Annotated in this window: 22 protein-coding genes and 1 pseudogene; 15 read left to right on the forward strand and 8 right to left on the reverse strand. The window is 70.2% G+C overall.

The window, feature by feature from the left end:
• Positions 1 to 93 precede the first annotated feature (93 nt).
• The 9 genes and pseudogenes from ACIBAE_RS26450 (at position 94) to ACIBAE_RS26490 (ending at position 7,804) form a co-directional block, all read left to right on the forward strand.
• Entirely contained in the window at positions 94 to 1,305 is a 1,212-nt protein-coding gene (locus tag ACIBAE_RS26450; protein ID WP_399290067.1) for a phosphoglycerate kinase, read from the forward strand.
• Between the two features lie 7 nt (positions 1,306 to 1,312).
• Complete coding sequence (gene tpiA, locus ACIBAE_RS26455; RefSeq protein ID WP_399290069.1) at positions 1,313 to 2,089, forward strand: triose-phosphate isomerase; 777 nt, start codon at positions 1,313 to 1,315, stop codon at positions 2,087 to 2,089.
• Between the two features lie 131 nt (positions 2,090 to 2,220).
• Positions 2,221 to 2,457, forward strand: a complete 237-nt coding sequence (gene secG, locus ACIBAE_RS26460; protein WP_399290071.1) for a preprotein translocase subunit SecG — start codon at positions 2,221 to 2,223, stop codon at positions 2,455 to 2,457.
• 173 nt (positions 2,458 to 2,630) lie between these two features.
• Complete coding sequence (locus ACIBAE_RS26465) at positions 2,631 to 2,966, forward strand: RNA polymerase-binding protein RbpA (protein ID WP_078077905.1); 336 nt, start codon at positions 2,631 to 2,633, stop codon at positions 2,964 to 2,966.
• A 161-nt stretch (positions 2,967 to 3,127) separates the two neighbouring features.
• Positions 3,128 to 4,339: an MFS transporter gene (locus tag ACIBAE_RS26470; protein ID WP_399290073.1), complete on the forward strand. Its 1,212-nt coding sequence runs from the start codon at positions 3,128 to 3,130 to the stop codon at positions 4,337 to 4,339.
• 57 nt (positions 4,340 to 4,396) lie between these two features.
• A complete protein-coding gene (gene pgi / locus ACIBAE_RS26475; protein ID WP_399290074.1) occupies positions 4,397 to 6,049 on the forward strand; it encodes a glucose-6-phosphate isomerase in 1,653 nt (550 codons plus the stop codon).
• A gap of 3 nt (positions 6,050 to 6,052) precedes the next feature.
• A pseudogene (locus ACIBAE_RS26480) lies at positions 6,053 to 6,531 on the forward strand (PH domain-containing protein); the annotation flags it as partial.
• Between the two features lie 167 nt (positions 6,532 to 6,698).
• A complete protein-coding gene (locus ACIBAE_RS26485) occupies positions 6,699 to 6,935 on the forward strand; it encodes a hypothetical protein (protein WP_399290076.1) in 237 nt (78 codons plus the stop codon).
• Between the two features lie 26 nt (positions 6,936 to 6,961).
• Complete coding sequence (locus ACIBAE_RS26490) at positions 6,962 to 7,804, forward strand: poly-gamma-glutamate hydrolase family protein (RefSeq protein ID WP_399290078.1); 843 nt, start codon at positions 6,962 to 6,964, stop codon at positions 7,802 to 7,804.
• Between the two features lie 135 nt (positions 7,805 to 7,939).
• Here the strand turns inward: ACIBAE_RS26490 and pgl are convergent, their stop codons facing one another.
• The 5 genes from pgl to tkt are packed head-to-tail and all read right to left on the reverse strand — an operon-like array spanning position 7,940 to position 14,513.
• On the reverse strand, positions 7,940 to 8,722 hold the full coding sequence (gene pgl, locus ACIBAE_RS26495) for a 6-phosphogluconolactonase (RefSeq protein ID WP_399290080.1): 783 nt from the start codon (positions 8,720 to 8,722) through the stop codon (positions 7,940 to 7,942).
• The gene (gene opcA, locus ACIBAE_RS26500; RefSeq protein WP_399290082.1) at positions 8,719 to 9,750 is read right to left on the reverse strand and encodes a glucose-6-phosphate dehydrogenase assembly protein OpcA; all 1,032 of its coding nucleotides are present in this window, start codon (positions 9,748 to 9,750) and stop codon (positions 8,719 to 8,721) included. Before opcA ends, pgl begins: the two co-directional genes overlap by 4 nt.
• Positions 9,747 to 11,279 (reverse strand): glucose-6-phosphate dehydrogenase, encoded by a 1,533-nt coding sequence (gene zwf / locus ACIBAE_RS26505; protein ID WP_399290084.1) that lies wholly within the window; start codon positions 11,277 to 11,279, stop codon positions 9,747 to 9,749. The genes opcA and zwf overlap by 4 nt, the downstream gene beginning before the upstream one ends.
• 5 nt (positions 11,280 to 11,284) lie before the next feature.
• Positions 11,285 to 12,403 (reverse strand): transaldolase, encoded by a 1,119-nt coding sequence (gene tal, locus ACIBAE_RS26510; RefSeq protein WP_399290086.1) that lies wholly within the window; start codon positions 12,401 to 12,403, stop codon positions 11,285 to 11,287.
• A gap of 34 nt (positions 12,404 to 12,437) precedes the next feature.
• Complete coding sequence (gene tkt / locus ACIBAE_RS26515; protein WP_399290087.1) at positions 12,438 to 14,513, reverse strand: transketolase; 2,076 nt, start codon at positions 14,511 to 14,513, stop codon at positions 12,438 to 12,440.
• A 294-nt stretch (positions 14,514 to 14,807) separates the two neighbouring features.
• Here tkt and ACIBAE_RS26520 point away from each other — a divergent pair, with 294 nt between their 5' ends.
• Together ACIBAE_RS26520 and ACIBAE_RS26525 are read left to right on the forward strand one after the other, a co-directional pair.
• A complete protein-coding gene (locus ACIBAE_RS26520) occupies positions 14,808 to 15,755 on the forward strand; it encodes a heme o synthase (protein WP_399290089.1) in 948 nt (315 codons plus the stop codon).
• A 125-nt stretch (positions 15,756 to 15,880) separates the two neighbouring features.
• Positions 15,881 to 16,249: a hypothetical protein gene (locus ACIBAE_RS26525; protein ID WP_399290091.1), complete on the forward strand. Its 369-nt coding sequence runs from the start codon at positions 15,881 to 15,883 to the stop codon at positions 16,247 to 16,249.
• A gap of 288 nt (positions 16,250 to 16,537) precedes the next feature.
• Here the strand turns inward: ACIBAE_RS26525 and ACIBAE_RS26530 are convergent, their stop codons facing one another.
• From ACIBAE_RS26530 to ACIBAE_RS26540, 3 genes are all read right to left on the reverse strand, one after another.
• Positions 16,538 to 17,506 carry a heme A synthase gene (locus tag ACIBAE_RS26530; RefSeq protein ID WP_399290093.1) on the reverse strand — a complete coding sequence of 323 codons (969 nt, stop codon included), beginning with the start codon at positions 17,504 to 17,506 and terminating at the stop codon, positions 16,538 to 16,540.
• Positions 17,507 to 17,627: 121 nt separating this feature from the next.
• A complete protein-coding gene (locus tag ACIBAE_RS26535) occupies positions 17,628 to 18,395 on the reverse strand; it encodes an ABC transporter permease (RefSeq protein ID WP_399290095.1) in 768 nt (255 codons plus the stop codon).
• Positions 18,392 to 19,318 carry an ABC transporter ATP-binding protein gene (locus ACIBAE_RS26540; RefSeq protein WP_399290172.1) on the reverse strand — a complete coding sequence of 309 codons (927 nt, stop codon included), beginning with the start codon at positions 19,316 to 19,318 and terminating at the stop codon, positions 18,392 to 18,394. The genes ACIBAE_RS26535 and ACIBAE_RS26540 overlap by 4 nt, the downstream gene beginning before the upstream one ends.
• A gap of 245 nt (positions 19,319 to 19,563) precedes the next feature.
• Here ACIBAE_RS26540 and ACIBAE_RS26545 point away from each other — a divergent pair, with 245 nt between their 5' ends.
• The 4 genes from ACIBAE_RS26545 to ACIBAE_RS26560 all read left to right on the forward strand — a co-directional run bounded on the left by ACIBAE_RS26545 (position 19,564) and on the right by ACIBAE_RS26560 (position 23,396).
• A complete protein-coding gene (locus tag ACIBAE_RS26545) occupies positions 19,564 to 20,316 on the forward strand; it encodes a helix-turn-helix transcriptional regulator (RefSeq protein ID WP_399290097.1) in 753 nt (250 codons plus the stop codon).
• Positions 20,313 to 21,734: a Fe-S cluster assembly protein SufB gene (sufB, locus tag ACIBAE_RS26550; protein ID WP_399290099.1), complete on the forward strand. Its 1,422-nt coding sequence runs from the start codon at positions 20,313 to 20,315 to the stop codon at positions 21,732 to 21,734. The genes ACIBAE_RS26545 and sufB overlap by 4 nt, the downstream gene beginning before the upstream one ends.
• A gap of 163 nt (positions 21,735 to 21,897) precedes the next feature.
• On the forward strand, positions 21,898 to 23,079 hold the full coding sequence (sufD, locus tag ACIBAE_RS26555; protein ID WP_399290101.1) for a Fe-S cluster assembly protein SufD: 1,182 nt from the start codon (positions 21,898 to 21,900) through the stop codon (positions 23,077 to 23,079).
• Positions 23,079 to 23,396 (forward strand): bifunctional 3-phenylpropionate/cinnamic acid dioxygenase ferredoxin subunit, encoded by a 318-nt coding sequence (locus ACIBAE_RS26560; RefSeq protein ID WP_399290103.1) that lies wholly within the window; start codon positions 23,079 to 23,081, stop codon positions 23,394 to 23,396. Before sufD ends, ACIBAE_RS26560 begins: the two co-directional genes overlap by 1 nt.
• Positions 23,397 to 23,401: the final 5 nt, after the last annotated feature.

Raw genomic sequence — 23,401 nt, forward strand, 5'->3', positions numbered from 1 at the left:
ACCAGATGTGAACAACAGGGCTCGGCCGGTGCGCAGCGCGCCGGCCGAGCCCTGTCGGCCTGTCCAGACCTTCCAAGGAGTCCAGCAGCAGACATGAAGACGATCGACGAACTTCTTGACGAAGGGGTCGGCGGCAAGCGCGTATTCGTCCGCGCCGACCTCAATGTGCCGCTCGACGGCACCACCATCACCGACGACGGCCGCATCCGCGCCGTCCAGCCGACCATCGCCCGGCTCGCCGAGGCCGGCGCCCGTGTGATCGTCGCCTCCCACCTGGGCCGCCCCAAGGGCGCCCCGGACCCCGCCTTCTCGCTCGCCCCCGCCGCCGCGCGCCTCGGTGAACTCCTCGGCGCCGACGTGGCGTTCGCGACCGACACGGTCGGCGAGTCCGCCCGGTCCGTGGTCGCCGCCCTCGCCGACGGCCAGGTCGCCGTCATCGAGAACCTGCGCTTCAACGCCGGCGAGACCTCGAAGGACGACGCCGAGCGCGGCGCCTTCGCCGACCAGCTCGCCGAGCTGGCCGACCTCTACGTGGGCGACGGCTTCGGTGCCGTGCACCGTAAGCACGCGTCGGTCTTCGACCTGCCGGCCCGCCTCCCGCACGCCGCGGGCGGTCTGATCGCCACCGAGGTCGGCGTCCTCAAGAAGCTCACCGAGGACGTCCAGCGGCCGTACGCCGTCGTGCTCGGCGGCGCCAAGGTCTCGGACAAGCTGGGGGTCATCGACCACCTGCTGGAGAAGGCCGACCGCATCCTCATCGGCGGCGGCATGGCGTTCACCTTCCTCAAGGCCCAGGGCCACGAGGTCGGCTCCTCGCTGCTCCAGGAGGACCAGATCCCGGTCGTCCAGGAGTACCTGAAGCGGGCCGACGAACTCGGCGTGGAGTTCGTCCTCCCCGTCGATCTTCTGGTCGCCGCGGAGTTCCCCGACCTCAGGACCAAGGCGCCGGCCCACCCCGAGACGGTCCCGGCGCACGCCATGCCGGCCGGGAAGATGGGCCTGGACAACGGGCCCGAGACCTGCGCCCTGTACGCCTCGAAGCTCGCCGACGCGGCCACCGTCTTCTGGAACGGCCCCATGGGCGTCTTCGAGCACCCCGACTACGCCGACGGCACCCGGGCTGTCGCCCAGGCGCTCGTCGACTCCCCGGCCTTCTCGGTCGTCGGCGGCGGCGACTCCGCCGCGGCCGTCCGGATCCTGGGCTTCGACGAGCAGGCATTCGGCCATATCTCGACCGGTGGCGGTGCGAGCCTCGAATACCTCGAAGGCAAGACGCTCCCCGGCCTCGCCGCACTGGAGGACTGACCGCTTTATGAGCACTCGCACCCCGCTGATGGCGGGCAACTGGAAGATGAACCTCAACCACCTTGAGGCCATCGCGCACGTCCAGAAGCTCGCTTTCGCCCTGGCGGACAAGGACTACGACGCCGTGGAGGTCGCCGTCCTGGCGCCCTTCACCGACCTGCGGTCCGTACAGACCCTGGTCGACGGCGACAAGCTCAAGATCAAGTACGGCGCCCAGGACATCTCGGCGCACGACGCCGGTGCCTACACCGGTGAGATCTCGGGCCCGATGCTGGCCAAGCTCAAGTGCGCGTACGTGGCCGTCGGCCACTCCGAGCGGCGCCAGTACCACGCCGAGTCGGACGAGGTCTGCAACGCCAAGGTGAAGGCCGCGTACAAGCACGGCCTGACCCCGATCCTCTGCGTGGGCGAGGGCCTGGACGTCCGCAAGGCCGGTCAGCAGGTCCCGCACACGCTGGGCCAGCTCGACGGCGGCCTCAAGGACATCCCGGCCGAGCAGGCCGAGTCCGTGGTGATCGCGTACGAGCCGGTGTGGGCCATCGGCACCGGAGAGGTCGCCACCCCGGAGGACGCGCAGGAGGTCTGCGGCGCGATCCGCGGCCGGCTCGCCGAGCTGTACTCGCAGGAGCTGGCCGACAAGGTCCGCATCCAGTACGGCGGCTCGGTGAAGTCCGGGAACGTCGCCGCGATCATGGCGCAGCCCGATGTCGACGGCGCCCTGGTGGGCGGCGCGGCGCTGGACACCGACGAGTTCGTCAAGATCGTCAGGTTCCGCGACCAGTAAGTATGCGGTAGCACCGATCCGTCGTACCCTTGCGGGGGCCGCGTGGACACGCACCAGCGATGTCACCCGGCCCCCGTCGTTCGTACCAGTCCTGTCAGTCGTCCTGTCAGTCCGAGGAAGTTGGTCCAGCCGTGGTTCTGGGGTTCTCGATCGCCCTCATCATCTTCAGCCTGCTGCTGATGCTTCTGGTGCTGATGCACAAGGGCAAGGGCGGCGGCCTCTCCGACATGTTCGGTGGCGGAATGCAGTCGTCAGTCGGTGGTTCCTCCGTCGCCGAGCGTAACCTCGACCGCATCACCGTTGTTGTCGGTCTGCTGTGGTTCGCGAGCATTGTCGTACTCGGTCTGCTGCTGAAGCTGGACAGCTGACCGCACGTACGGTAAGGCGCCGCGGGCGCGGCCTATCATGAGGTTCCGCGCCCGGCGGTAACGGGGTAACTCCCTTCACTGGACGCGCGTTGGGCCTTACGTAGACTGGGGCGCCCGGCAGCGGAGCTGCCTACCCGATGCTTTGCGGCACCATCACGCAGGGAGTTACGACCGTGGCAAGTGGCAACGCGATCCGGGGAAGCCGGGTCGGAGCGGGGCCGATGGGTGAGGCCGAGCGCGGCGAGTCCGCGCCCCGCCTGCGCATCTCCTTCTGGTGCTCCAACGGGCACGAGACGGTGCCGAGCTTCGCCAGTGACGCACAGGTTCCGGATACGTGGGACTGCCCGCGCTGCGGATTCCCGGCCGGTCAGGACCGGGACAACCCGCCGGACCCGCCGCGCACCGAGCCGTACAAGACGCACCTCGCCTACGTACGGGAGCGGCGCAGCGACGCGGACGGTGAAGCGATCCTCGCCGAAGCGCTCGCCAAACTCCGCGGCGAGATCTAGTTCGCAACACGCCCCAGACCCTCCGGTCCGGCCGGGCACCCAAGGGTGTCCGGCCGGACCGCTTTTGTCCCGGACCGCCCCTCGGGTGGGGGTCGTTGTCCGGGCGGCGTTGTCAGTGGCATCCCCTACGGTCATGAATCCATCGACCGGAAGGGGAAGTTGTGACGACCGTCGACTCCGTGGGGGTACGGGCGCCCGCGTGGCGCGGGGGATTCGGCCGTCTGTGGTCGGCGGCGGTCGTCTCCCGGTTCGGGGACGCGCTGCGCGGGGCGGCCATGCCGCTGCTCGCCACCACCCTCACGGACGATCCGCTGCTCATCGCCTCGGTGACGGCCTGCGGATATCTGCCGTGGCTGCTGTTCGGACTGCTCGGCGGGGCGGTCGCCGACCGGGTCGACCAGCGGCGGGCGATGTGGGGTGTCGATCTGTCAAGAGGCGCCCTGATGGCGGCCTTCGCACTCGCCGTCGGCCTCGGCCACGCGTCGATCGCGCTGCTCTTCGCGCTCGCCTTCGTCCTCACCACCCTCCAGACCCTCTTCGACAACGCGGCCACGGCGCTGCTGCCCTCGTTGCTGCCGCCGTCGGCCCTGGGCAGCGCCAACGCGCGGCTGATGACGGGGCAACAGATCGCCGGCGGCTTCCTCGCGGTCCCGTTGGTGCCGGTGCTGCTGCTCGCGGGCGCCGCTGTGCCGTTCGCGGCCGACGCCGCCACCTACGGGGTGGCCGCGCTGCTGATCGCGTCGCTGCGGGCCGAGCCGTCGGCGCGGTCACCCCGGAAAGCGGGCTCCACCCTGCGCGCAGAGATCGCCGAGGGCATCCGCGTCCTGTGGGGGGACCGGACACTGCGCCGACTCTGCCTGGCGACGACCCTCTGCAACATCGGCATGGGCGCCCTGATCGCGACCCTGGTCCTGCACGTGACGGGCTGGCTGGACGCGGGGAACAGGGGGTACTCGCTGATCATCGCGGCCTACGGGGTCGGGAGCGTGGTGGGCGGGACGCTCGCGAAACGGCTCTCCGAGTGGACGGGCCGGATACGCGCCGTGTTCCTCGCCGGGGCCGTTCAGATCGGCGCTCTGGCGGTGCTGGGAACGGTGCGCGAGATGGGAGCGGCGGTCGCCGCTCTCGCCGTGTTCGGTTTCTTCGGGATGGTATGGAATGTCAATCAGACCACGTTGATGCAGGAGCGGAGCCCGGCGGAGGCGCTCGGCCGGATCAGTTCGGCCTTTCGTACCCTCGCCGTCGCCGGGGCGCCGCTCGGTGCGCTGCTGGGTGGTGTGGCGGCGGCCGGCTGGGGGCTGAACACCCCCGCCCTGCTGGCGGCCGGGCTGTTCACGCTCGCCGTCGCTTCGCTGGGCACCCTGATCAATTAGGTTGGGCGAGCCGCAGGGCACGCACGCAGGCACGAGACGAAGTGGGCTGATGTCCGAATGAACGCAGGAAGCCGTACCAGGCTCGACCAGCTCCCCGCATGGAGCGCGCTGGGCGCCCACCGGGAGCAGCTGGGGGAGACCCATCTGCGGGAGCTGTTCGCCGCCGACCCGGCGCGCGGTACCGGCTACACCCTCCAGGTGGGAGACCTCCACCTGGACTACTCCAAGCACCTGGTGACGGACGAGACGCTGGCGCTGCTGCGCGAGCTGGCCACGGCCACCGGGGTCGAGGAGCTGCGGGACGCGATGTTCCGCGGCGACAAGATCAACACCACCGAGGACCGCGCGGTGCTGCACACCGCGCTGCGCGCCCCCCGGGACGCGGTCATCGAGGTGGACGGGGAGAACGTCGTGCCGGCGGTGCACGCCGTGCTGGACAAGATGGGCGCCTTCGCCGACCAGGTCAGGTCCGGTGAGTGGACGGGCCACACCGGCCGGCCCATCAAGAACGTGGTCAACATCGGCATCGGCGGCTCCGACCTCGGTCCCGCCATGGCGTACGAGGTGCTCCGGTCCTTCACCGACCGGGAGCTGACGGTCCGTTTCGTCTCCAACGTCGACGGCGCCGACCTGCACGAGGCCGTGCGGGACCTGGACCCGGCCGAGACGCTGTTCATCGTCGCGTCGAAGACCTTCACCACCATCGAGACCATCACCAACGCCACCTCCGCGCGCGACTGGCTGCTGACCGAACTCAAGGCCGGCCAGGAGGCCGTCGCCAAGCACTTCGTGGCGCTCTCCACGAACAGCGAGAAGGTCTCCGACTTCGGCATCGACACCGCCAACATGTTCGAGTTCTGGGACTGGGTCGGCGGGCGTTACTCGTACGACTCGGCCATCGGGCTCTCGCTGATGATCGCGATCGGCCCCGGCCGGTTCCGCGAGATGCTCGACGGCTTCCACCTGGTCGACGAACACTTCCGCACCGCGCCGGCGGAGGCCAACGCGCCGCTGCTGCTCGGACTGCTGGGTGTCTGGTACGGCGCGTTCTTCGACGCCCAGTCGCACGCCGTACTCCCGTACAGCCACTACCTGTCGAAGTTCACGGCCTATCTCCAGCAGCTGGACATGGAGTCCAACGGCAAGTCCGTGGACCGGGACGGCAAGCCCGTCGACTGGCAGACCGGCCCCGTCGTCTGGGGTACCCCGGGCACCAACGGGCAGCACGCGTACTACCAGTTGATCCACCAGGGCACCAAGGTCATCCCGGCAGACTTCATCGGCTTCGCCCGGCCGGTCGCCGACCTGCTGCCGGGACTGGTCGCACAGCACGACCTGCTGATGGCCAACTTCTTCGCCCAGACCCAGGCGCTCGCCTTCGGCAAGACGCCCGAGGAGGTACGGGCGGAAGGGGTGCCCGAGGAGCTGGTGCCGCACAAGACCTTCCGCGGCAACCACCCGACCACCACCATCCTCGCCGAGCACCTCACGCCGTCCGTCCTCGGCCAGCTGATCGCGCTGTACGAGCACAAGGTGTTCGTCCAGGGCGCCGTCTGGAACATCGACTCCTTCGACCAGTGGGGCGTCGAGCTGGGCAAGGTCCTCGCCAGGAAGATCGAACCGGTGCTCACCGGTGACGAGCCGGGCGACCAGCTGGACGGTTCGACCGCGGCGCTGGTCGCCACGTACCGCTCGCTGCGCGGCCGCTGACCGATGGAGGAAGGGGGACGACGGCTGCGGCCGCCCGAGAACACGCTGGACGAGCGCGCCATCGGCTGGTGGCGGGCGCGGTGGGCGCTGCTGACCGTCGTCCCGGTGGCCGTGCTGGGCGTGCCGGGGGCGTTCATCGCCCCCGCGCGCCCCTGGCTGCTGATCCCCGCCGCCGCGCTGGCGGTGCTCGGCCTCGCCTGCACCGCGCTCATACCCGGGTGGTGGTTCGGCGTGCACCGCTGGGAGGTGACGGACGAGGCGGTCCAGGTCCGTCCTTCCGCAGGGAATGGCGGATCGCGCCGATGTCCCGGATCCAGACAGTGGACACGGTGCGGGGCCCGCTGGAGCAGCTGTGCGGACTCTCCACGGTGATCGTCACGACCGCGTCCGCCAAGGGCGCGATACGGATCGAGGGACTGGAGCACGAGCGGGCCGCCGAACTGGCCGAGCGGCTGACCCCGCACCCGCGCGCCGCGCGCGGCCGCCGGCTGCGCCGGTCGCCGGCCGCCGCGGTCCTCACGCTCCTGGGCTTCCTGCTGGCCGATGTCCTGCTCGTCGTCGGCGGGGTGCTCGCCGTGATCCTGCTGCCGGCCGCCGTCCTCCTCGACGCCTACCGCAGCCTGGGCCCCTGGTGGCCCGCTCGGGCACCTTGCGGCGCACGACGATCGCGCTCCAGCGCGGCGGCGTGATCGGCTGGACGGTCAAGCAGTCCTACGTCCAGCGCCGCGCGTGTCTGCTGACGCTGACGGCGACGACAGCGGCGGGCGAGGGCGCCTACCACATCCGCGACGCCACCACGGGCGAGGGCCTCGCCTTCGCGGAAGCGGCGGTGCCCGGCCCGCTGAAGCCCTTCCTGATCAAGGAGGTGCCCCCGCCCCACCCCTGATGAGGCGACATGTGGATCATTGCCGTATGACCTCCACCAGCCGTCGTACGGTTCTCACCGCTCTGGCCGCCGCCACCGTGGGCGGCCCCCTGCTGACCGGGCTCGGCGCGGCGCCCGCCCATGCCGCCACCGACCTGTACGCGTCCAACACCGACCTCTACACCAAGCTCGCGGGCCGGGAGGGCATCGACTTCGCCCGCCGCTACCGGCGGCACGAGCAGGCCGACTTCAGCCTCGGCGCGACCTACCCGTACCCCCGCACCACCGTGGTCGCTCCGCACGGCGGCGGCATAGAGACCGGCACCTCCGAGCTCTGTCTCGCGATCGCCGGCTACGACCCGGCCAAGCCCGAGAACAGCCCGGCCGGCGGCCCCGTCCACGACTACTGGATGTTCGAGGGGCTCCGTTCCAGCGGCAACGGTGACCTGCATGTCACGGCGACGCACTGCGACGACCGGATCGCCCTCTCCCTCGCGACGGGCAGCCTCAACGTACTGAGCCTGCACGGCTGCACCGCGTCCCAGGCGGGCGCTCCCGTCGGCAAGCCCGAGGCCGTAGTCGTCGGTGGTCTCAACGGCACGTTCAAGCAGTACCTCCACGACGCGTTCCGGGCCGCCGGAATCCAGACGATCGACGGGTCGTCCGTGCCCGATCTGGCCGGTGTCCAGCCCCTCAACCTGTGTAACAGGACCCTCCTCGGGAAGGGGGCTCAGCTGGAGATCACCACCGAGCTCCGGCGGAAGATGTTCGTGGACAACACCCGGGCCGGGCGGGCCACCAGCACCACCGAGGACTTCAGGATCTTCGTGAACGCCGCGCGCGCCGCCGTCGCGCGGCTGGAGGCGGGAGCCGACCAGATCATCCTCTGACGCGCGCCGGCCCCTCTGAACGCGCTCCGGCCTTTCTGACGCGCTCCGGCGCCACCGGACAACGGCGGAGGGAAAGCCGAAGGCCCGGCTCGCCGCGAGGCGAACCGGGCCTTCACACATCCGGCCGGTGTGATGTCAGGCGGAGGCCGGAGGGTAGAGCTCACGGGGCAGGGCCGAGGCCGCCGCCGCGTCCAGCAGCCAGAGCGTGCGGCTCCGGCCGTACGCGCCCGCCGCCGGGGCCTGGATCTCGCCCGCGCCCGACAGGGCGATCTCCGCCGCCTTCGCCTTGTCCTCGCCCGCCGCCAGCAGCCATACCTCGTGCGCCGCGCGGATCGCGGGCAGCGTCAGCGAGATACGCAGGGGCGGAGGCTTGGGGGCGCCGTGCACCGCGACGACGGTGCGCTCGGTCTCCCGTACGCCGGGAAGCTCCGGGAAGAGCGAGGCGACATGGGTGTCCGGACCGACGCCCAGCATCAGGACGTCGAAGGACGGCACCCGCGCGTGATCCTCGGGGCGGGCCGCCGCGGCGAGTTCCGTGGCGTACGCGGCGGCCGCCGCCTCCACGTCACTGCCGTACGGGCCGTCCGAGGCCGGCATCACATGCACCCGCGACGGGTCCAGCGGCACCGAGTCGAGCAGCGCCTCCCGGGCCTGGGTGATGTTCCGCTCCGGGTCGCCCTCGGGCAGGAAGCGCTCGTCGCCCCACCACAGGTCGAGGCGCGACCAGTCGACCGCGTCACGGGCGGGCGCGGCCGACAGCGCGGCCAGCAGGCCGTTGCCGTTGCGTCCGCCCGTCAGCACCACCGAGGCGGAGCCGCGCGCGGCCTGGGCGTCCACGATCTTCGTGATCAGCCGGGCCGCCGCGGCCTGTGCCATCAGCTCCTTGTCGCGGTGGACGACGAGCTGCGGAGCACTCACTTCGACGCCGACTTCTTGGCGGGCGCCTTCTTCGCGGCCCTCGCCGGGGCGTCCGGCTCCGGAGCCGCACCCGAGGTGGCCGCGCCGGCCGGCGCGGTGGCCCCGTCCGCCAGCCGGTGCACGCCGAAGCGCAGCGCCGACGCGTAGGTGTCGTCCGGGTCGAGCCGGCGCAGCTCCTCCGCGATCAGCTCGGACGTCTCGCGGCGGTTCAGCGCCACCGCGCGGTCCGGCTGGCCCTCGATGGAGAGGGTCGCCAGCGAACCGTTCGCCCGGTCGAGCACGATCTGGCCCGAGTCGGTCTCCATCCGTACGGATGTGAGGCCGGGCCCCGGGGAGACGGTGCGCCTCACCGGTACGTGCAGCCGCTCGGCGAGCCACATGGCGAGCAGCTCGACACTCGGATTGAACTCCTCGCCGCCCACCTCCACCGAGGTGACCTTGCAGGTCACCTGGTCGAGAGCCGCCGCGACCATCGAGCGCCACGGGGTGATCCTGGTCCAGGACAGATCCGTGTCGCCCGGGGTGTACGCGTCGGCGCGGGCCGTCAGTTCCTCGGTGGGGTGCTCGGCGGTGTACGTGTCCGTCACCCGTCGCTGCGCCAGCTTGCCCAGAGGGTCCTGGGCCGGGTTGACGGGCGCGTGGACCGGCCACCACACCACGACCGGGGCATCCGGAAGCAGCAGCGGCAGTACCACCGACTGGGCGTGGTCTATGACGTCGCCGTACAGACGCAGGACGACCGTCTCGCCGGTGCCGGCGTCCACGCCGACCCGTACCTCGGCGTCCAGGCGGGCCTTGGCCCGGTCGCGCGCCGATCGTGAGACGCGCTTGACGACGACGAGCTTCCTCGACGGGTGCTCACGGGACGCGTCGTTGGCGGCCTTGAGCGCGTCGTACGCGTTCTCCTCGTCGGTGACGATGACCAGGGTGAGGACCATGCCGACGGCGGGGGTGCCGATGGCCCGGCGCCCCTGCACCAGTGCCTTGTTGATCTTGCTGGACGTGGTGTCCGTAAGGTCGATCTTCATGGCCGACGCCAGCTCCGTCCGTCTCGTGCGAGCATTTCGTCCGCCTCGACCGGACCCCAGGTCCCGGACTCGTACTGCGCGGGCTTGCCGTGCGTGTCCCAGAACTTCTCGATCGGGTCGAGGATCTTCCAGGACAGCTCGACCTCCTCCACCCGCGGGAAGAGGTTCGAGTCGCCGAGCAGCACATCGAGGATGAGCCGCTCGTACGCCTCGGGGCTGGACTCCGTGAAGGACTCGCCGTACGCGAAGTCCATCGAGACGTCCCGCACCTCCATCGAGGTGCCCGGCACCTTCGAGCCGAAGCGCATCGTCACGCCTTCGTCCGGCTGGACCCGGATGACCAGGGCGTTCTGCCCCAGCTCTTCGGTGGCCGTGTGGTCGAAGGGGGAGTGCGGGGCCCGCTGGAAGACGACCGCGATCTCGGTGACCCGGCGGCCGAGGCGCTTGCCGGTACGGAGATAGAAGGGGACGCCCGCCCAGCGGCGGTTGTCGATCTCCAGCTTCACCGCGGCGTAGGTGTCGGTCTTCGACTTGGCGTCGATCCCGTCTTCCTGGAGGTAGCCGACGGCCTTCTCGCCGCCCTGCCAGCCCGCCGCGTACTGCCCGCGTACGGTGTCCGCCGCCAGGTCCCTGGGCAGCTTCACCGCGCCCAGCACCTTGGTCTTCTCCGCCGCCAGCGCGTCCGCGTCGAAGGAGGCGGGCTCCTCCATGGCGGTCAGCGCGAGCAGCTGGAGCAGGTGGTTCTGGATGACGTCACGGGCGGCGCCGATGCCGTCGTAGTACCCCGCGCGGCCGCCGATGCCGATGTCCTCGGCCATCGTGATCTGGACGTGGTCGACGTACGACCGGTTCCAGATCGGCTCGAAGAGGGTGTTGGCGAACCGCAGCGCCAGAATGTTCTGGACGGTCTCCTTGCCCAGATAGTGGTCGATCCGGAAGACCTCGTTGGACGGGAAGACCTCGTGGACGACCTTGTTCAGCTCCTGCGCGGAGGCCAGGTCGTGGCCGAAGGGCTTCTCGATGACGGCACGCCGCCAGGAGCCTTCCTTCTGGTCCGCGAGGCCGTGCTTCTTGAGCTGCTGCACGACCTGCGGGAAGAACTTCGGCGGTACGGAGAGGTAGAAGGCGAAGTTGCCGCCGGTGCCCTGCGCCTTGTCCAGCTCCGCGATCGTCGCCTTCAGATTCTCGAAGGCGTTGTCGTCGTCGAAGTTGCCCTGGACGAAGCGCATGCCCTGGCTGAGCTGCTGCCAGACCTCCTCGCGGAACGGCGTCCGCGAGTGCTCCTTGACGGCGTCGTGCACCACCTGTGCGAAGTCCTCGTCCTCCCAGTCGCGGCGCGCGAAGCCGACGAGCGAGAAGCCCGGCGGCAGCAGCCCGCGATTGGCGAGGTCATAGATGGCAGGCATCAGCTTTTTGCGGGACAAATCGCCCGTGACGCCAAAGATGACCAGGCCCGACGGCCCCGCGATGAGCGGGAGCCGTCGGTCCAAGGCGTCACGGAGCGGGTTCGCTCCGTGGGTTGCGGTCAAGGTTCTCAGTCCTCCGAGGGAGCGAGGCGCTTGAGCTCCGCCTCCGTCGACTTGAGCAGGTCGTTCCAGGCGATCTCGAACTTGTCGACGCCCTCGTCCTCCAGCAGCTGGACGATCTCGTCGTACGAGATGCCCAGCTTCTCGACGGCTTCGAGGTCGGCGCGCGCCTGGTCGTACGTGCCACGCACCGTGTCACCGGTGATCGCGCCGTGGTCGGCGGTGGCTTCGAGCGTGGCCTCCGGCATGGTGTTCACCGTGTTGGGGGCGACCAGCTCGTCGACGTACAGGGTGTCCTTGTACGCCGGGTCCTTCACGCCGGTCGAGGCCCACAGCGGACGCTGCTTGTTGGCCTGCGCCCGGTCCAGGGCGGCCCAGCGGTCGCCCGCGAAGACCTCTTCGTACGCCTCGTACGCGAGTCGCGCGTTGGCCAGGGCCGCCTTGCCGCGCGCCTGCCCGGCCTCGGAGGTGCCCAGCGCGTCGAGCCGCTTGTCGATCTCGGCGTCCACGCGGGACACGAAGAAGGACGCCACCGAGTGGATCTTGGAGAGGTCCAGGCCCGCGGCCTTCGCCTTCTCCAGGCCCGCCAGGTAGGCGTCCATGACCGCGCGGTAGCGCTCCAGCGAGAAGATCAGCGTCACGTTGACGCTGATGCCCCGGCCGATGGTCTCGGTGATCGCCGGCAGGCCGGCCTTCGTCGCCGGGATCTTGATGAGCGTGTTCGGGCGGTCCACCAGCCAGGCGAGCTGCTTGGCCTCGGCGATGGTCGCCACGGTGTCGTGCGCCAGGCGCGGGTCGACCTCGATGGAGACCCGGCCGTCCTGGCCCTGCGTGGCGTCGAAGACCGGACGCAGGACGTCGGCGGCGTCACGGACGTCCGCCGTCGTGATCATGCGGATGGCTTCCTCGACCGTGACCTTGCGGGCGGCCAGGTCGGTCAGCTGAGTGTCGTACCCGTCGCCTTCCGAGATCGCCTTCTGGAAGATCGACGGGTTGGTGGTGACACCCACCACATGCTGCTGGTCGACGAGTTCGGCGAGGTTGCCCGACGTGATCCGCTTGCGCGACAGGTCGTCGAGCCAGATCGCGACGCCTTCGTCGGAGAGGCGCTTGAGTGCGTCTGTCATGAGTTCTGCATCTCCTACAGTTCGTATACAGGCGTCAGCGCGCCGAGGCTTCCAGAGATTCCCGGGCCGCCGCGGCGACCGCGTCGGCGGTGAAGCCGAACTCGCGGAAGAGGACCTTGGCGTCGGCCGAGGCACCGAAGTGCTCCAGCGAAACGATGCGTCCGGCGTCGCCCACGAAGCGGTGCCAGGTGAGCCCGATGCCGGCCTCGACCGCGACCCGCGCCTTCACGGACGGCGGCAGCACCGCATCCCGGTACCCCTGATCCTGCTCTTCGAACCACTCGACCGACGGCATCGAGACAACCCGCGTCGGGATGCCCGCCGCCTGGAGCTGCTCGCGCGCCTCCACGGCCAGCTGGACCTCGGAGCCCGTACCGATCAGGATGACCCGCGGTTCCCCGCCGTCCGCCTCGAACAGCACGTAACCGCCCTTGGCGGCTTCGTCGTTGGCGTCGTACGTCGGCACACCCTGACGGGTCAGCGCCAGACCGTGCGGGGCGCCCTTGTCGTGCCGCTTGAGGATCTCGCGCCAGGCGATCGCCGTCTCGTTGGCGTCCGCCGGACGGACGATGTTCAGACCCGGGATGGCGCGCAGCGCGGAGAGGTGCTCGACCGGCTGGTGCGTCGGGCCGTCCTCACCCAGACCGATGGAGTCGTGGGTCCAGACGTACGTGACGGGCACCCGCATCAGCGCCGCGAGCCGCACGGCCGGGCGCATGTAGTCGGAGAACACCAGGAAAGTGCCGCCGTAGATACGGGTGTTGCCGTGCAGCGCGATGCCGTTCATCGTCGAGCCCATGGCGTGCTCGCGGATGCCGTAGTGCACCGTGCGGCCGTACGGGTCGGCCTCCGGCAGCGGGTTGCCCGCCGGGAGGAACGACGACGTCTTGTCGATGGTGGTGTTGTTCGAGCCCGCGAGGTCGGCGGAGCCGCCCCACAGCTCGGGGATGATCTCACCGAGGGCCTGCAGCACCTTGCCGGACGCGGCACGCGTCGCGACGGCCTTGCCGGTCTCGAAGGCGGGGAGCTTCTCCTCCCAGCCGGTGGGCAGTTCGCCGGCGCGGACCCGGTCGAACGTCGCCGCGCGCTCCGGGTTGGCCGCACGCCACGCCTCGAAGGACTTCTCCCACTCGGCGCGCGTTCCCCGGCCGCGCTCCAGCACCGCACGGGTGTGGGCGAGGACCTCGTCGGCGACGTCGAAGGACTTCTCCGGGTCGAAGCCGAGGACCTTCTTGGTGGCCGCGACCTCGTCGGCGCCGAGGGCCGAGCCGTGCGAGGCCTCGGTGTTCTGCGCGTGCGGGGCGGGCCAGGCGATGATCGAGCGGGCGGCGATGAAGGAGGGGCGCTCCGTCTCGGCCTGCGCCGCCTTCAGCGCCTCGTACAGACCCGCCGGGTCCAGGTCGCCGTTCTCCTGCTGCGCCACGCGCTGGACGTGCCAGCCGTACGCCTCGTACCGCTTGAGGGTGTCCTCCGAGACAGCGGTCTCGGTGTCGCCCTCGATCGAGATGTGGTTGTCGTCCCACAGCAGGACCAGGTTGCCCAGCTTCTGGTGACCGGCCAGCGAGGACGCCTCGGCGGAGATGCCCTCCTGGAGGCAGCCGTCGCCCGCGATCACGAAGATGGTGTGGTCGAAGGGCGAGGTGCCGGCCGCCGCCTCGGGGTCGTACAGACCGCGCTCGTAACGGGCGGCCATGGCCATGCCCACGGCGTTCGCCACGCCCTGGCCGAGCGGTCCCGTGGTGGTCTCGACGCCGACGGTGTGTCCGTACTCCGGGTGACCCGGGGTCTTCGAACCCCAGGTGCGGAAGGACTCCAGGTCGCTCAGCTCCAGGCCGTAGCCGGCCAGGTAGAGCTGCGTGTAGAGGGTCAGGGACGAGTGTCCCGCCGAGAGGATGAACCGGTCGCGGCCGGTCCACCGGGCGTCGGACGGGTCGTGCCGCATCAGCTTCTGGAACAGCACATAGGCCGCGGGGGCCAGGCTCATGGCCGTACCCGGATGGCCGTTGCCGACCTTCTGTACGGAGTCCATGGCCAGGACGCGGGCGGTGTCGACAGCCCGGCGGTCCAGATCGGTCCAGTCAAGGCCTGTAGTGGTCGGCTTGGTACTCACCCTGAGTCAGGGCTCCTCTCCACATGTTCTATACCGGTGTCTGACGGCGCACCGATTCGCTGCTGAGCCTACCTCCGGAGCAACACGCAACTTTTCGAATCCGTTACCAGGGTGCGGCGCGCGCTGGGACTTCGCCTCCCGGGCACTTTCCGGTCATCCGAAAGGAAGGCTCAACACGAGCCCACCCCCGCGAAGGGCGGCCTCTGGGCAACGTCTAGAGTGGCGTGGTAAGCGCGAGTCTTTACCGGGCCTTCATGCCCGGAGCTTGCTGGGATTTCTCTGTCAGGGGTGTGCGTGACGGCCGTCGAGTCCCGACCCGCAGGGGTCGTCTTGACTCCGAGTCCGGGGGGCCATCGGCCGTTCGGGGCCCGCGTCAAAGCATTCGTGGCGCTGACCAAGCCGCGGATCATCGAGCTTCTTCTCATCACCACCGTTCCGGTGATGTTCCTGGCCGCGCAGAGCGTGCCGGATCTCTGGCTCGTTTTCATCACCTGCGTCGGCGGTTATCTCTCCGCCGGCGGCGCCAACGCGCTCAACATGTACATCGACCGTGACATCGACGCGCTGATGAACCGCACGTCGCAGCGCCCGCTGGTCACCGGCATGGTCTCACCGCGCGAGGGACTGATCTTCGGTCTCACGCTGGCCGTGGTCTCGACGCTCTGGTTCGGATTGCTGGTCAACTGGCTGTCCGCGGCGCTCTCGCTGGGCGCGCTCCTTTTCTACGTCGTCGTTTACACGATGATTCTCAAGCGCCGTACCGCGCAGAACATCGTCTGGGGCGGTATCGCGGGCTGTATGCCGGTCCTGATCGGCTGGTCCGCCGTCACCAATTCGATGTCCTGGGCCGCGGTCATCCTCTTCCTGGTCATCTTCTTCTGGACGCCGCCGCACTACTGGCCGCTGTCGATGAAGGTGCGGGACGACTACGCGCGCGTGGGTGTGCCGATGCTTCCGGTCGTCGCGTCCAATCGGGTGGTGGCCCGCCAGATCGTTCTCTACAGCTGGGTGATGGTCGGCGTCTCGCTGCTGCTGACCCCGCTGGGCTACACCGGCTGGTTCTACACGGCGGTCGCCCTGGTGGCCGGCGGCTACTGGCTCTGGGAGGCGCACGCCCTCCAGTCGCGCGCCAAGGCCGGGGAGGCGGGCGGCAAGCTGAAGGAGATGCGGCTGTTCCACTGGTCGATCACCTACGTGTCGCTGCTCTTCGTGGCGGTCGCCGTGGACCCCTTCCTCCGGTAGGGCCTCTCCAGCGCGTACGGGTAACGCGTACGGACAATCCGAACTCCGTGACGGGCGGGGCGCGTGGTCGACACCACGCGCCCCGCCCGTCGCCCGTTGGACTACCCGTCGGTAGCATCCACTCCATGGCAGACACCCAGCAGGTTGTGGACAGCGACGAGAGCAAGGCCCTGGCCCGGCAGGCTGCGCGTGCCGAGCGCCGGGCGGCCCGGCTGGCCAAGCGGATCGGCGCCTTCGCCCGGCGGCACGGCGGCGCCGAAGGACACCTCGCGTACCTCGGCCAGGCCGGTACCCGCATCGTGCTGGTCGGCGAGGACGGCGGCTGGGGCGACCTCGTCGCGCCCACGCACGCGGTCGCGAAGAGCGCCGCCGAGAAGGCGGGACTCACGCTGCACGAGTCCTTCGACGGGGAGTTCGCGGCCAGGGTGCGCACCGGCCCGTACGAGTGGTCCCGGATGGCCGGCATCCAGCTCGGCGGCCGCGCGAACAACTGAGGCCCCGTCCGGTCGCTCCGGGATCCCGCGGCGGCATTACGGGAGTGAGCGCCCGCGCCGTGCGCCCGCGCTGAGCCCCCGGGGTGAGCCCCGCGCCGTGCCCCCGGGGTCAGCCCCTGGGGACGGTCGGGAGCGGCCCGTCCTCGGACGGCGCGGTGTTCCGGCGGCGATCGGACATGAGCGTGCCCCCGACGGCCGGCCGTCGAGGGCACCCGGACAGGTGGCGCGCCGACCCGCTGGGCGCGGCGGGCCGGCGTCCGCGAAGATCCGCGGGGCAGAGCGGGACCGTCAGACCGCGGACAGCTCCGCGCCCGACTGCGCCGGGATGTCCGCCGTGGTCCTCGGGCGCTCGCGCAGGCTCAGCGCCACCCGCAGGACAGCGATCCAGACCAGGCAGGAGCCCAACATGTGGACGGCGACCAGGGCTTCGGGAAGGTCGGTGAAGAACTGCACATAGCCGATGCCGCCTTGGGCCAGCAGGACCAGCAGCAGATCGCGGGAGCGGGCCCGGGTGTCCGCCGGGGCGTCCACCACCCGCAGCGCCAGCCACAGCGCCAGGGCCAGCGCGCAGACGATCCAGGCGAAGACCGCGTGGACATGGGCGGTGGTGGCCCAGTCGAACGGCATGCGCGGTACGTCGCTGCTGTCGCCCGCGTGCGGGCCCGAGCCCGTCACCACGGTGCCGGCCGCGATCAGTACCAGCGCCGAGACGACCAGCGTCCAGGACAGCTTGCTCACCGGACGCGGGACGCGCGGGCGGGGGGCGCCGTCGCCCTCGCGGGTGCGCAGCCAGGTGACCGTGGTGACGGTGAGCAGGGTGGTGGCGAGGAGGAAGTGCCCCGCCACGGTCCACGGGTTGAGGCCCGCCCACACGGTGATGCCGCCGAGTACGGCGTTGCCCATGACGATCCAGAACTGGGACCAGGCCAGTCGGGTCAGCCCGCGCCGCCAGGGCTTGGTGGAGCGGGCCGCGATGATCGCCCAGCCGACCGCCGCGCACAGGACGTACGTCAGTATCCGGTTGCCGAATTCGATGGCGCCGTGGATCCCCTGTGCCGGGGTGGCGAAGAGGCTGTCGTCCGTGCACTTGGGCCAGGTGTCGCAGCCGAGACCGGAACCGGTCAGCCGGACCGCGCCGCCGGTGACGACGATCAGCACGCTCATGACGACGGCGGAGAGCGCGGCGCGCTGGAGCGCACGCGGCGAGGGCGTCCAGCGCCGGGCGATGTAGGCGAGGGGGGTCAACACGGCCACCATGGTAGGGGGGAGCTTGTGCAGGTTTTCACGAGGGGTACGTAAGCCGCGTCTCCGCCCGCAATCCCCGCCTCGCTGTTCCCGCCCGCGATCGCCGCCTGTCGTCCGCCCCCGGCGCGATCGCTCACTCCCAGCGGAAGAGCGCGCCCGCCGCGCCGAGACCGAGCGCCGCCCATACGGCGAGCACCCCGAGATCGCCCCAGGGCATCCCGGCGCCGTGCTGCAGGACATCCCGCAGCCCGTCGGAGAGCGCCGCGATCGGCAGCAGCCCGAGCACCGACTGGGCGGCGTCCGGGAACTTCTCCAGCGGCACGATCACCCCGCCGCCCACCAGGAGAAGCAGGAAGACCAGGTTCGCGGCGGCCAGGGTGGCTTCGGCCCTGAGCGTGCCGGCCATCAGCAGACCGAGCCCGGAGAAGGCCGCGGTGCCCAGCACGAGCAGCAGCAGAACGGCGAGCGGGTTGCCGCCCGGCGACCAGCCCAGCATGACGGCGATGACCGTCAGCAGCACGATCTGGAGCACCTCGGTGACCAGCACGGAGAGCGTCTTGGCGGTCATCAGGGCCCAGCGCGGCAGCGGGGAGGCGGCGAGCCGCTTGAGCACCCCGTACCGCCGTTCGAAGCCGGTGGCGATGGCCTGGCCGGTGAAGGCCGTGGACATCACGGCCAGCGCCAGGATGCCGGGCGCCAGGAAGTCCACCGCCCGGTCCGTGCCGGTGTCGACGACGTCGACCGTCGAGAACAGCACGAGCAGCAGCGACGGGATGATCACGGTCAGCAGCAGCTGTTCGCCGTTGCGCAGCAGCAGCTTCGTCTCGAACGCGGTCTGGGCCGCGATCATCCGGAACAGCGGGGCCGCGCCCGGCGCCGGGGCGTACGTACCGGTGCTCATGAACGCAGCTCCTTGCCGGTCAGTTCGAGGAAGACGTCTTCCAGGGTGTGGCGTTCCACGGCGATCCCGTCGGGCAGCACGCCGTGCTGCGCGCACCAGGAGGCGACGGTGGCCAGCAGCTGCGGATCGACCGTGCCGCCGATCCGGTACGCCCCCGGGGTCACCTCGACGGCCAGGGTGCCGTCCGGCAGTGCCTTGAGCAGGGAGCCGAGGTCGAGCCCGGGACGTCCGGTGAAGCGCAGGGTGTTCTCCGCGCCGCCCCGGCACAGCTCCTCGGGGCTGCCCTGCGCGATGACCCGGCCCGCGTCGATGATCACGACGTCGTCGGCCAGCGCCTCGGCCTCGTCCATGAAATGCGTGGTCAGCACGGTGCCGACGCCGTCGGCGCGCAGCTCGCGGATCAGCTCCCAGGTGGAGCGGCGGGCCTGCGGGTCGAGCCCGGCGGTCGGCTCGTCGAGGAAGACCAGCTCGGGGCGGCCGACGACGGCCAGGGCCAGCGCCAGGCGCTGCTGCTGGCCGCCGGAGAGCCGCCGGTAGGTCGTACGGCCGCAGCCGCCCAGGCCGAGCCGTTCGATCAGGGCGTCCACATCGAGCGGCCGCGCGTGCAGCCGGGCCATGTGGCGGAGCATCTCGTCGGCGCGCGCGCCGGAGTACACCCCGCCGGACTGGAGCATCACACCGATGCGCGGGCGGAGCCTGGCGGCGTCGGCGACCGGATCGAGGCCGAGGACGCGGACCGAGCCCGCGTCGGGTCGGCGGTAGCCCTCGCAGGTCTCGATCGTGGTGGTCTTGCCGGCTCCGTTGGGGCCGAGGACGGCGGTGACCGTGCCCGCCCGGACGCTCAGATCGAGGCCGTCGACGGCGGTCCTGGCCCCGTACCGCTTGACCAGGCCCCGGACCTCGACGACCGGCTCCCCGGAGATCCGGCCCGCGGCGGACCCGCTGTCGGGCAGTGGGCGACCCGCGAAGACGCTGTACATGCCGGGAATTCTAGGCAGCGCCGGTGCGCCTCGGGCCCGCGGGGGCAAAAGGGGCGCCCGCACGCCACGAAAGCCGCTTTCCCGTGCGGAAGAACGGCTTTTATTAGGTAACCCTTAGTGATGAAACGCACGGCGCGTCGTCGTGGCCACGGTTGTCAGGGTCGGACGAATTACGCAACAATGGCGTTGTGAAATACGTTGGCGAGGCTCCTCAGGAGGAACTCGCGACCGGTGAGCATTCCACTCGCAACCGCGTCGCGCGCTCCATTCTGGACCACGGCCCGTCCACCGTCTCCGATCTGGCCGGACGCCTGGGGCTCACCCAGGCCGCCGTCCGCCGCCATCTCGACGCCCTGGTCGCCGATTCCGTGGTGGAAGCGCGCGATCAGCGGGTCTACGGCTCGCGTGGGCGCGGCCGGCCCGCCAAGGTGTTCGCCCTGACCGACTGCGGCCGGGACGCCTTCGACCAGTCCTACGACACCCTCGCCGCCGAGGCCCTGCGCTGGATCGCCGGTGCGGCGGGCGGCGGCGAGCAGGGCGAGGCGGCCGTGGCCGCCTTCGCCCGCTCCCGGTACGAGGCCCAGGCCGGGGCGTACCGCGAGGCGGTCGAGGCCGCCGGGCCCGACGGGCGCACCGAGGCTCTCGCCAAGGCGCTGAGCGCCGACGGGTACGCTGCTACGGCGCGTAGCGCGCCCGGCCAGCAGGGCGAGCAGCTCTGCCAGCACCACTGCCCGGTAGCGCACGTCGCAGGACAGTTCCCCCAGCTGTGCGAGGCGGAGACGGAATTCTTCTCGCAGCTGCTCGGAACCCATGTGCAGCGGCTTGCCACCATCGCCCACGGTGACGGGGTCTGCACGACCTTCATTCCCCGCGCCACCCCCGCCACCCCCCAGAGCAGTTCACACGCATCCGAAAGCACAGCCGGGAGGAACCCCGCATGACGCTCCCCACAGAGACTGCCCACCCTGAGCTCGACGGCCTGGGCACGTACGAATTCGGCTGGGCCGACTCCGACGTCGCCGGTGCCGCCGCCAAGCGCGGTCTCTCCGAGGCTGTCGTCCGCGACATCTCGCAGAAGAAGAGCGAGCCGGAGTGGATGCTGAACCTCCGGCTCAAGGGTCTGCGCCTGTTCGACAAGAAGCCCATGCCGAACTGGGGCTCCGACCTGTCGGGTATCGACTTCGACAACATCAAGTACTTCGTGCGGTCCACCGAGAAGCAGGCCGCTTCCTGGGACGAACTGCCGGACGACATCAAGAACACGTACGACAAGCTCGGTATCCCGGAGGCGGAGAAGCAGCGTCTCGTCGCCGGTGTCGCCGCGCAGTACGAGTCCGAGGTCGTCTACCACCAGATCCGGGAGGACCTGGAGGAGCAGGGTGTCATCTTCATGGACACCGACACCGCGCTCAAGGAGCACCCGGAGCTCTTCAAGGAGTACTTCGGCAAGGTCATCCCGGTCGGCGACAACAAGTTCGCGTCGCTGAACACGGCCGTGTGGTCCGGCGGATCGTTCATCTACGTGCCGAAGGGTGTGCACGTCGACATCCCGCTCCAGGCCTACTTCCGTATCAACACGGAGAACATGGGCCAGTTCGAGCGGACGCTGATCATCGTCGACGAGGACGCCTACGTCCACTACGTCGAGGGCTGTACCGCCCCGATCTACTCCTCGGACTCGCTGCACAGCGCCGTGGTCGAGATCATCGTCAAGAAGGGCGGCCGCTGCCGCTACACGACCATCCAGAACTGGTCGAACAACGTCTACAACCTGGTCACCAAGCGCGCCGTGGCGTACGAGGGCGCGACCATGGAGTGGGTCGACGGCAACATCGGCTCCAAGGTCACCATGAAGTACCCGGCCGTCTACCTGATGGGCGAGCACGCCAAGGGTGAGACCCTGTCCATCGCCTTCGCGGGCGAGGGCCAGCACCAGGACGCCGGCGCCAAGATGGTCCACATGGCCCCGAACACCTCGTCGAACATCGTCTCCAAGTCGGTGGCGCGCGGTGGCGGCCGTACCTCGTACCGCGGTCTGATCGAGATCGGCGAGGGCGCCGAGGGCTCCAAGTCCAACGTGCTCTGCGACGCGCTGCTGGTCGACACGATCTCGCGCTCCGACACCTACCCGTACGTCGACGTCCGCGAGGACGACGTCTCCATGGGCCACGAGGCGACCGTCTCCAAGGTCTCCGACGACCAGCTCTTCTACCTGATGAGCCGCGGTCTCTCCGAGTTCGAGGCGATGGCGATGATCGTGCGTGGCTTCGTGGAGCCGATCGCCAAGGAACTGCCGATGGAGTACGCGCTGGAACTCAACCGGCTGATCGAGCTGCAGATGGAAGGCTCCGTCGGCTAGTACGGCTCCGTACGGCCTGACGCGGCGCCCCGCAGGGTTCCGTCAGGCCGTACGGCCGCCGCTCGGACCGTGGCCGTACGGCCGGAGCGGGCCGCCCGGCGTGCCCTTCCCCGGCAGCGACCGTTTTCTTACGCACAGGCAGAGAGAGAGCACGACGACAGCCATGGCTGAGGCTCAGAACATCCCGGCGGGTTCCACGACCGCCGGCGCGATCGCGGTGGCCGCCGAGTCCACCGTCGCCACGCGCATGAGCGCTTCCCCCTCCTTCGACGTGGCGGACTTCCCCGTCCCGCACGGACGCGAGGAGGAATGGCGGTTCACCCCGCTGGAGCGACTGCGCGGTCTGCACGACGGCACCGCCGTCGCGGTGGACGGCGGCGTCACGGTCGAGGTGACCGCCCCCGAGGGCGTGGTCGTCGAGACCGTCGGCCGCGACGACGCGCGCATCGGCAAGGCCGGTACTCCGGCGGACCGTGTCGCCGCCCAGGCGTTCTCCTCCTTCGAGAAGGCCTCGGTCGTCTCGGTCCCCAAGGAGACCGTGCTGAGCGAGCCGATCCGGATCGCCGTCCACGGCGAGGGCGGGACCTCCTACGCCCACCAGGTCATCGAGGTCGGAGCCTTCGCCGAGGCGGTCGTGGTCATCGACCACACCGGTGACGCGGTGGTCGCCGCCAACGTGGACTACCTCATCGGCGACGGCGCCAAGCTGACCGTCGTCTCCGTCCAGGACTGGGACGACAAGGCCGTCCACGTCGCCCAGCACAACGCGCTGGTCGGACGGGACGCCTCCTTCAAGTCGGTCGTGGTCACCTTTGGCGGCGACGTCGTACGCCTCCACCCGCGCGTGCAGTACGCGGGTCCCGGCGGCGAGGCCGAGCTGTTCGGCCTCTACTTCACCGACAAGGGCCAGCACCAGGAGCACCGCCTCCTGGTCGACCACAACGCCCCGCACTGCAAGTCGAACGCCGTCTACAAGGGCGCGCTCCAGGGCGCCGAGGCGCACGCCGTATGGATCGGTGACGTCCTCATCCGCGCCTCGGCCGAGGGCACCGACACGTACGAGATGAACCGCAACCTGGTCCTCACGGACGGCGCGCGCGTCGACTCCGTGCCGAACCTGGAGATCGAGACCGGCGAGATCGCGGGCGCCGGTCACGCGTCGGCCACCGGCCGGTTCGACGACGAGCAGCTCTTCTACCTGATGGCCCGGGGCATCCCGGAGACCGAGGCCCGCCGCCTGGTCGTGCGCGGCTTCTTCGCCGAGCTGGTCCAGCAGATCGGACTGCCGGACGTCGAGGAGCGGCTGCTGGCGACCATCGAGGCGGAGCTGGAGGCGTCCGTCTGATGGCCTTCGTCCGTGTCTGTGGGCTGGCCGAGCTGGAGGAGGACACCCCGAAGCGGGTGGAACTCGACGGCACGCCGGTCTCCGTCGTCCGTACCGAGGGCGAGGTGTTCGCGATCAACGACATCTGCTCGCACGCGAACGTGTCGCTCTCGGAGGGCGAGGTCGAGGACTGCATGATCGAATGCTGGCTGCACGGTTCCAGCTTCGACCTCCGCACCGGCAAGCCGTCCGGTCTTCCCGCGACGCGCCCCGTCCCCGTATACCCCGTAAAGATCGAAGGGGACGATGTGCTCGTCTCCGTCACCCAGGAGTCCTGAGTCAC

It is taken from the genome of Streptomyces sp. NPDC051569 (assembly GCF_044454085.1).
In the GTDB taxonomy this organism is placed as follows: Bacteria; Actinomycetota; Actinomycetes; order Streptomycetales; family Streptomycetaceae; genus Streptomyces.

Coding starts and splice junctions, on each gene's coding strand:
- ACIBAE_RS26450 (WP_399290067.1), top strand. CDS start 94: ATGAAGACGATCGACGAACTTCTTGACGAAGGGGTCGGCGGCAAGCGC.
- tpiA (WP_399290069.1), top strand. CDS start 1,313: ATGAGCACTCGCACCCCGCTGATGGCGGGCAACTGGAAGATGAACCTC.
- pgi (WP_399290074.1), top strand. CDS start 4,397: ATGAACGCAGGAAGCCGTACCAGGCTCGACCAGCTCCCCGCATGGAGC.
- ACIBAE_RS26490 (WP_399290078.1), top strand. CDS start 6,962: ATGACCTCCACCAGCCGTCGTACGGTTCTCACCGCTCTGGCCGCCGCC.
- opcA (WP_399290082.1), bottom strand. CDS start 9,750: ATGAAGATCGACCTTACGGACACCACGTCCAGCAAGATCAACAAGGCA.
- tal (WP_399290086.1), bottom strand. CDS start 12,403: ATGACAGACGCACTCAAGCGCCTCTCCGACGAAGGCGTCGCGATCTGG.
- ACIBAE_RS26525 (WP_399290091.1), top strand. CDS start 15,881: ATGGCAGACACCCAGCAGGTTGTGGACAGCGACGAGAGCAAGGCCCTG.
- ACIBAE_RS26530 (WP_399290093.1), bottom strand. CDS start 17,506: ATGGTGGCCGTGTTGACCCCCCTCGCCTACATCGCCCGGCGCTGGACG.
- ACIBAE_RS26535 (WP_399290095.1), bottom strand. CDS start 18,395: ATGAGCACCGGTACGTACGCCCCGGCGCCGGGCGCGGCCCCGCTGTTC.
- sufB (WP_399290099.1), top strand. CDS start 20,313: ATGACGCTCCCCACAGAGACTGCCCACCCTGAGCTCGACGGCCTGGGC.
- sufD (WP_399290101.1), top strand. CDS start 21,898: ATGGCTGAGGCTCAGAACATCCCGGCGGGTTCCACGACCGCCGGCGCG.
- ACIBAE_RS26560 (WP_399290103.1), top strand. CDS start 23,079: ATGGCCTTCGTCCGTGTCTGTGGGCTGGCCGAGCTGGAGGAGGACACC.